This is a genomic window from Bradyrhizobium sp. BRP56 (assembly GCF_020194035.1).
In the GTDB taxonomy this organism is placed as follows: domain Bacteria; phylum Pseudomonadota; class Alphaproteobacteria; order Rhizobiales; family Xanthobacteraceae; genus Bradyrhizobium; species Bradyrhizobium australafricanum.
In genome coordinates, this window is record NZ_JADYVV010000022.1 from 108,575 (window position 1) to 114,808 (window position 6,234).

The following is a 6,234-nucleotide window of genomic DNA, read 5'->3' on the forward strand; positions in this document are numbered from 1 at the left end:
CGCCAGATGCGCAGCTTCCTCCAGCGTCTTGTCGGCCAGACCGGCGATCTCGAACATGAGGGCGACGAGACCTGCATCTACGCCGTCGGTGATATCCACGGTCATGCCGACCTGCTGCACGAGATCTGCGCCCGCATCGATGCCGACATCCGTCGGTTCCGGCCGGCGCGACCGATCCAGGTGTTCCTCGGCGACTATATCGATCGCGGACCGGATTCGCGCGATGTCATCGCCATGCTCGAACAACGCCGCCGCACCCGCAGCATGGTCTGCCTGCTCGGCAATCACGAGGCCTGCCTGCTGGAATTTCTCGTCAATCCCGACATGCTCGCGCAATGGCGGCAGTTTGGCGGCTTGCAAACGCTGATGTCCTACGGCCTGACGCCCTCGCCCAATCCCGACGCTTCCGAACGCAGGGCGCTCGCCCGGCAATTGATCCGCCAGATGCCGCCGGCCCATCTCGCCTTCCTGCGCTCGCTGCCGCTCTGTTATGTGCACAAACGCTACTTCTTCGTCCATGCCGGCGTCAGGCCCGGCGTCGCGCTCAACCAGCAGCGCAAGGAAGATCTGCTCTGGATCCGCGACGACTTCCTGATCTCGGAAGATGATTTCGGCAAGGTCGTGGTGCACGGCCATACGCCGGTGCATGAGGCCGAGCTGCTGCGCAACCGCATCAATGTCGACACCGGCGCCTATGCGACCGGTCGCCTGACCTGCGTCAAGCTCGAGGGAGCACGGCGAACCCTGCTGATGACCGGCAACCGGGCCGCGCGCCATGGCTAATACGATGGCTAACACGATGGCTGACGTGCTCGGCCGGAATGCGAGGCGTCTCTCGCCGGCCTTCATGCCCGCCGCCGCCGCGATCGGCGCGGCGACGCTCGCCTTGTCGGCCTGGTGGCTTGCCGCCGACACATTGCGCGGCAAACCGGCGATCGCCGCAGAGGTCGGCATGGTCCGAGGCGAGCTGTGGCTGCGCGACGGCTGGAGCCAATTGCAGACGTCGCCGGAGGCGGCCGAAGCCGCGTTCACGCGCGCGCTTCGCCTCTCGCCGATGGACGCCGGCGCCTGGTTCGGCCTCGCCTCGGCAACCGGACGGTTCGACTGGCTGAACCCGACCGCGTCGAAGGCGCTCAAGATGTCCTACTATACCGGCTTCAACCGCAGCGACCTGATCGCGCCGCGCCTGATCCTCCTGGCGCAGGTCGACACCACGCGCGATGTCGAATTGGTCGACCTGCTGCAGCGGCAGATCCGCCTGATCCTCACGCGGGCGCCGGAACTGAAGGGCGCGATCGGGCAGGCCTATCGCGTGGCTGGCGACGCCAACCGGCGCATCATCGAGGCGGAGTTCAAGGACGCCAACCAGAGCATTCCGCAGTAACGCGCGCCTGGCGCCCAGATGCCCAGCCGTCAGATACCCTTGTGACGCAACACCGCGCCGACCGTGCGCAGCAGGATGCGCAGGTCGAGCACGAAGCTCCAGCTCTTGATGTAGATGAGGTCATGCGCCACCCGCAGCTGCATGTCCTCGATCGCCGGCGTCGCGCCGCGCAGCCCTTGCACCTGCGCGAGACCGGTGATGCCGGGCTTGACGTGCTGGCGCTCTGCATAGCTCGCGATCAGCTTCGAATATTTGTCGTCATGCGCCAGCGCGTGCGGCCGCGGCCCGACCAGCGACATGTCGCCGCGCAATACGTTCACCAGCTGCGGCAGTTCGTCGATGCTGCGGCGGCGCAGGGTCGCGCCGATCCCGGTCAGCCGCGGATCGTTCGGGCGAGCCTGCGTGATGACATCGCCATCCTCGAGCACGTGCATCGAGCGGAATTTGAGGATGGTGAATTGCTTGCCGTCGAAGCCGTTACGGCGCTGCCGGAACAGGATCGGCCCCCTGGAGTCGAGCTTGATCGCAATCGCCGTTCCGATCAGCAGCGGCGCGAACAGCACCAGAAGGCCGCTCGATGCCACGATGTCGAACAGCCGCTTGCCGGCGCGCTCGAGCGAAGTAAGCGGCGAGCGCTGCATTTCCAGCGTCGGGATCGGGCCGGTCGCCACCATCCGCAGTGCCAGGAACCGCTCCGCGGTCCGGTCCGGCAGCAGCCGCACCGGCAGCGGCGATGCCCGCAGCTGATCGCACACGAACTGGATGCGCGGCTCCTGCTGCCAGGGCATGGCCAGGATGATCTCGTCGGCGCCGCACTCGCGGGCTGCAAGAATGGCCGACGCGACGGTGGCCCGGTCGCCGGCGTCGTCGGACGATCCGGAGAGCTGGACCCGTCGCACCTCGCTGAGGCCGAAATCGCGCAGCAGGCTCGCTTGCCGCACCCGGGACAATTCGTCCGCCATCCCGACCACGACCGCGCGGCGCGTGGCCAGCATGCCGCGGTCGATCGCGCGTTGCAGCGGCGCCTGCAGCAGCATCCGTCCGCCGACCAGCCCGAGGCCGCCGATCAGGCCAAATGACAGCACCGACCCGCGCGAGACGCCGGAACCCACCTTCAAAAGGAAGATGATCAGGGTCATCAGCAGAACGACCAGCAGCCATCCGCCGAGCAGGCTGCTCCAGCGCCGGTCGAGACCGGCCAGCACCTGCGCATTGTAAAGGCCCTGCGACTTCGCCACGAACATGTGAAGGATGGCGGCGAGGACCCCGATCCCTAGAAAACCCTCGAAGCTGTTGCTATAAACCGTGTGGTAGTAAAAGAGGTGATAGGCCGCGCCGCCGACGATGCTGGACAGCACGACGATTATCATCTCGAACGCGACGGCAAACGCCTCGAGGGAAGCGAAAGCGAACGAGAAGGCGCCGAAGTTAACCGGTACCTTCGCCAATCGAGCGTCCGAAAGGTCGGTCATCGGGAATTAACATTCGTGTTAACAATTCATATGTGTAATATCAGGCGGGTTGTGAGCTCGCAAGACCTGCTGCGGATATCGGATAGAGAGCGCGCATGAGTTCATCGGCTGGCGAAACCGAGGCCGCGCTGGTGGCCTTCCTCCACCTCATCCGCCTGATGGGCGCCGAGCTCGTCGCGGGCCAGCACCGCGACGACGTCGAGGTGCTGGTCAAGGCGATCGAGACAAAGCTGCGCGCGGCCCGCTTCCCGGCCGACATGCCGAATCAGGACATCGTCAGGGGCCTGGACCTTGCGCAGGCCAGACTGCGTCCGATCTTCGAAGAGCTGCGCGCAAGGTCGGAGAAGGCACATCTGAGCGACCAGCTGCTGCTGGCTCCCAGGCCTTCACGCATCCACTAACGGAGCTTACGTCAGCTTTGGGCTTCACCCCGGCGGGGCAAGCCGCTCCCGCCGCCGGACCTGAGCGCAAGCTTTTCCTCGATCTTCATTTTCTCGAGCAGCAAGTCGGTCACGATACGGCGCAGCCGTTCATTTTCCAGCCGTAATTCATCAATACGGTTATGGACAGGGGGGATCCCATCTCTATCATCGGTGCGAGCGGCGAATTCGGTAACAGTACCATTCGCCTGGTGGCCACGTGCGGCCTCCTGCTTGCGCCAGCGATGAAATGTCATCACGCTAACGCCCAGCACCTTGCACGCTTGGGCCTGGGACTGCCCCCGCGCCATGAGCTCCTCGGCCTGTTTGACCTTGGAACTGATCTCCTCAGTAGAATGACGCCTCATTGGTCATCTCATTGCCCCCTAGATTAGCAATCATCGCATGGCCTATAAGCTATGTAAATGCAACAGGAAATTCAAATTGAGGGTTTCCCGGGGGCCTTTCGGGAGCCTCGAACTTGCCGGTCGGCAGCAACACATAGTGCGAAGAAACGCCGAAGCTGCAAGGTATTGAGCGGAATATACGGGGAATATTCCTCCGCTGAAAGGGCCCGATAAAAAAAGTTATACGACTTTCTGTGTATGAGAGTTTGATCGGGATAACTGGCGCACTGTTTGCATTCTCAAACGGGAAGCAAATGAGAATATTCAATCGGTCTCTCGACAGATTGTGAGTGCGCCATGCCTCGCCGCGATAATCGCCCCACCGGTCAAGCGCAACTTTCACAAATTTCTAACAAATTAATCCCGCGACTTTCGCGTCCGGCCGCTTGCGGGCGTACACGCCCAGCAGTAGTTACTAGGACGTTAGGTGTCATGAGGGTTTCAACATATTTGAGGATTATTTTCACGAAACCTAACACTCATATCTCGATCCACGAATTATCAATTAAGCGCTTTCCCACCCGAGGCCATCAGGCGGAACCACGTCCGCCCGATAATCCGCGAACCATTCCGTGCTGACGCTTGTCAGAGCCAGTCTCTGATCAACATTTTGCGAGGATCGACACCATGGCGCGTCTCAAGGTCTTCGAGGGGAACCAACCCGCGTCAAGCGAGGCGGCCGACATCCTGGAACGCCTCGTCGCGGAGAATTGCGAGCTCCGGCATACCGCGGTCGAACTGGTCTTGCAGAATTGGATCCTGCGCGAGCGTCTGTCCGATGTCGGGGCACGCAAGTCCGTGCCGCTGGAGCACTGACCACCCCAACCCTCACGACCGCGATTATCCGCAGCAACGTCCGCCAGCTCGCCTAGACGAGCATCGGGCCAGCGCATCATTCAATTTAGAATTGAAATGTCCGCAACTGCAGGCGCGCCAGCATGCTCGCCGGATTGGCGAGGATGTGGCCGCATATTCTGCCGATGAGAAAGAGGCTGACGGACTTCAGCTGTGAACCCGGCGCAGCGCGACGCGCGGGGTGTTCTGCTCTCGAGACATGCCGAACGAACGCGACGAGCCCGGGCGTTCCTGGATTTCACGTAACTCAGCGATATCAAGCATCAGCGCAACGACTTCGTTGCGCAGCGATTGATTGGTCGCGAGCAACGCCTCTTCGATCGGCTGATGCAAATGTTGAACTTTGTGCTGCTTCATGGCGCGCCCTCGCTCTGCGGTTAAGGGTATGAGCGATGTGATTGAAGTTTCGATGACAGGGTTATTCCGCGCACATGGAAGGCGGTTAATGGGGCAGGTTTGCGACCAACATGGCTCCGAGTTAAATTTTCTCAATCAGGTTCCACAACCTGATCGCGAAGCGCTCGATCGGCGGCCTTTGATGTGTCGTACAGATGAGTTGGCAGCGGCAGCTATGAGGCGCGCGGCTGGACAACGCGGCTCAATGTGGGTCGGAAGCTCTACCAAGCGCATGATATTGCTTGGTGATCATTGATGGCTGCCGTGTCGTTCAACCGAACGTGCATTGTCCGGCTATCACAATGTCGCCGTGTTACAGCGATCGCGCTTCAAGGGACGTGCTCAGCTGCACACAAGATATTCCACCAAAGCTGCTCCGCAGACGCAAAATCTGCTGCTGCCACGTCCATCAAGGATCGCAGAGTGTTTCGATCGGTTGCGAATATTGAAGCGGCTGACGGTGCCCTGAAGCGCTCGAGCAATCCAGCGAAATGAATTCAACGCTGGACATCGGATCAAGCGCGATTTCGCCTCCGCCGGACCCAACCGCGCTAACGCTATTCTAATTAAAATGAGCGGGACCGAAGCGTCCGGCTTGAACAGAGGGAGCGGACGCCTTTCGCGCGCTTGTCGCTGCATTCGCACGCGCTTGCACAGCCCCCACGAACAGCAACGACAGCGAAGATTCGCCATAAGCATCGCTAATTCGCCACGCGTCGCGATCGCGCGCTATTTCGATTTAGGAGGCGTATCGTCGTCCATCCTGCCACCATTGGCGACGCACTTGTTGAAATAGTCCCGCTGGGCTTTGGCGCCTCCCCGCGCGCTCCCGGAAGCGGGATTGCCGGGCTGTAGCGGCGGAAATGCCTTCGCGACCAAGGCATCGCAGGCGCGCGCCACCTGCACGTCGATCGCATGCGCGGGAACCATTGCGCTGGAGATCATGATCACGGCTGAGGCGATCGCAAAACCCGAGATAACTCGCATTGCCACACTCCGTTCCAAACTGAATCAGTTTTTTCTCGAGCCCGGACTCGCAAGCAGCGCACTAAAGCATGATCCGGAAGAGTGCGAAGCGGTTTTCCGTCGCAACAAAACGCGGATCGCGTTTGCGCGAAGATCAAGCTCTGACTGCGGGCTGAAACACGACGACGATTCTCGCGGCGCCTAGGTCCGATCGACGTCGTGATAGGCCCGATACCAGGCGACAAACCTGGCAATGCCATCCTCGATCCGCGTCTGCGGGCGGAAGCCGATTTCACGCTCCAGGTCGGAGACGTCGGCCGACGTCTCCGGTACAT

Annotated in this window: 8 protein-coding genes and 1 pseudogene; 4 read left to right on the forward strand and 5 right to left on the reverse strand. The window is 61.5% G+C overall.

Annotated features, from left to right (window positions below; genetic code table 11):
* The first annotated feature begins 6 nt into the window (after nt 1-6).
* Nucleotides 7-783 (forward strand): metallophosphoesterase family protein, encoded by a 777-nt coding sequence (locus I6F38_RS17615; RefSeq protein ID WP_082654012.1) that lies wholly within the window; start codon nt 7-9, stop codon nt 781-783.
* Nucleotides 784-787: 4 nt separating this feature from the next.
* Nucleotides 788-1,384 (forward strand): hypothetical protein, encoded by a 597-nt coding sequence (locus tag I6F38_RS17620; protein WP_225161241.1) that lies wholly within the window; start codon nt 788-790, stop codon nt 1,382-1,384.
* A 29-nt stretch (nt 1,385-1,413) separates the two neighbouring features.
* Here I6F38_RS17620 and I6F38_RS17625 read toward each other — a convergent pair whose 3' ends face one another.
* A complete protein-coding gene (locus I6F38_RS17625; RefSeq protein ID WP_225161242.1) occupies nt 1,414-2,856 on the reverse strand; it encodes an undecaprenyl-phosphate glucose phosphotransferase in 1,443 nt (480 codons plus the stop codon).
* A 95-nt stretch (nt 2,857-2,951) separates the two neighbouring features.
* Here I6F38_RS17625 and I6F38_RS17630 point away from each other — a divergent pair, with 95 nt between their 5' ends.
* Nucleotides 2,952-3,257 carry a hypothetical protein gene (locus tag I6F38_RS17630; protein ID WP_225161243.1) on the forward strand — a complete coding sequence of 102 codons (306 nt, stop codon included), beginning with the start codon at nt 2,952-2,954 and terminating at the stop codon, nt 3,255-3,257.
* Between the two features lie 11 nt (nt 3,258-3,268).
* Here the strand turns inward: I6F38_RS17630 and I6F38_RS17635 are convergent, their stop codons facing one another.
* Complete coding sequence (locus tag I6F38_RS17635; protein WP_018270679.1) at nt 3,269-3,643, reverse strand: helix-turn-helix domain-containing protein; 375 nt, start codon at nt 3,641-3,643, stop codon at nt 3,269-3,271.
* 666 nt (nt 3,644-4,309) lie between these two features.
* Here I6F38_RS17635 and I6F38_RS17640 point away from each other — a divergent pair.
* Nucleotides 4,310-4,498 (forward strand): hypothetical protein, encoded by a 189-nt coding sequence (locus I6F38_RS17640; protein ID WP_028331611.1) that lies wholly within the window; start codon nt 4,310-4,312, stop codon nt 4,496-4,498.
* Nucleotides 4,499-4,684: 186 nt separating this feature from the next.
* Here the strand turns inward: I6F38_RS17640 and I6F38_RS17645 are convergent, their stop codons facing one another.
* From I6F38_RS17645 to I6F38_RS17655, 3 genes and pseudogenes are all read right to left on the reverse strand, one after another.
* A complete protein-coding gene (locus I6F38_RS17645) occupies nt 4,685-4,894 on the reverse strand; it encodes a hypothetical protein (protein ID WP_016841790.1) in 210 nt (69 codons plus the stop codon).
* 768 nt (nt 4,895-5,662) lie between these two features.
* Entirely contained in the window at nt 5,663-5,920 is a 258-nt protein-coding gene (locus I6F38_RS17650) for a hypothetical protein (RefSeq protein WP_225161244.1), read from the reverse strand.
* A gap of 180 nt (nt 5,921-6,100) precedes the next feature.
* Nucleotides 6,101-6,234 (reverse strand): annotated as a pseudogene (locus I6F38_RS17655) (UDP-glucuronate 5-epimerase); the annotation flags it as partial.

What these genes read in the sequence shown, in the direction of transcription:
- I6F38_RS17615 (WP_082654012.1), top strand. Translation starts at nt 7, where the DNA reads ATGCGCAGCTTCCTCCAGCGTCTTGTCGGCCAGACCGGCGATCTCGAA.
- I6F38_RS17620 (WP_225161241.1), top strand. Translation starts at nt 788, where the DNA reads ATGGCTAACACGATGGCTGACGTGCTCGGCCGGAATGCGAGGCGTCTC.
- I6F38_RS17625 (WP_225161242.1), bottom strand. Translation starts at nt 2,856, where the DNA reads ATGACCGACCTTTCGGACGCTCGATTGGCGAAGGTACCGGTTAACTTC.
- I6F38_RS17630 (WP_225161243.1), top strand. Translation starts at nt 2,952, where the DNA reads ATGAGTTCATCGGCTGGCGAAACCGAGGCCGCGCTGGTGGCCTTCCTC.
- I6F38_RS17635 (WP_018270679.1), bottom strand. Translation starts at nt 3,643, where the DNA reads ATGAGGCGTCATTCTACTGAGGAGATCAGTTCCAAGGTCAAACAGGCC.
- I6F38_RS17640 (WP_028331611.1), top strand. Translation starts at nt 4,310, where the DNA reads ATGGCGCGTCTCAAGGTCTTCGAGGGGAACCAACCCGCGTCAAGCGAG.
- I6F38_RS17645 (WP_016841790.1), bottom strand. Translation starts at nt 4,894, where the DNA reads ATGAAGCAGCACAAAGTTCAACATTTGCATCAGCCGATCGAAGAGGCG.
- I6F38_RS17650 (WP_225161244.1), bottom strand. Translation starts at nt 5,920, where the DNA reads ATGCGAGTTATCTCGGGTTTTGCGATCGCCTCAGCCGTGATCATGATC.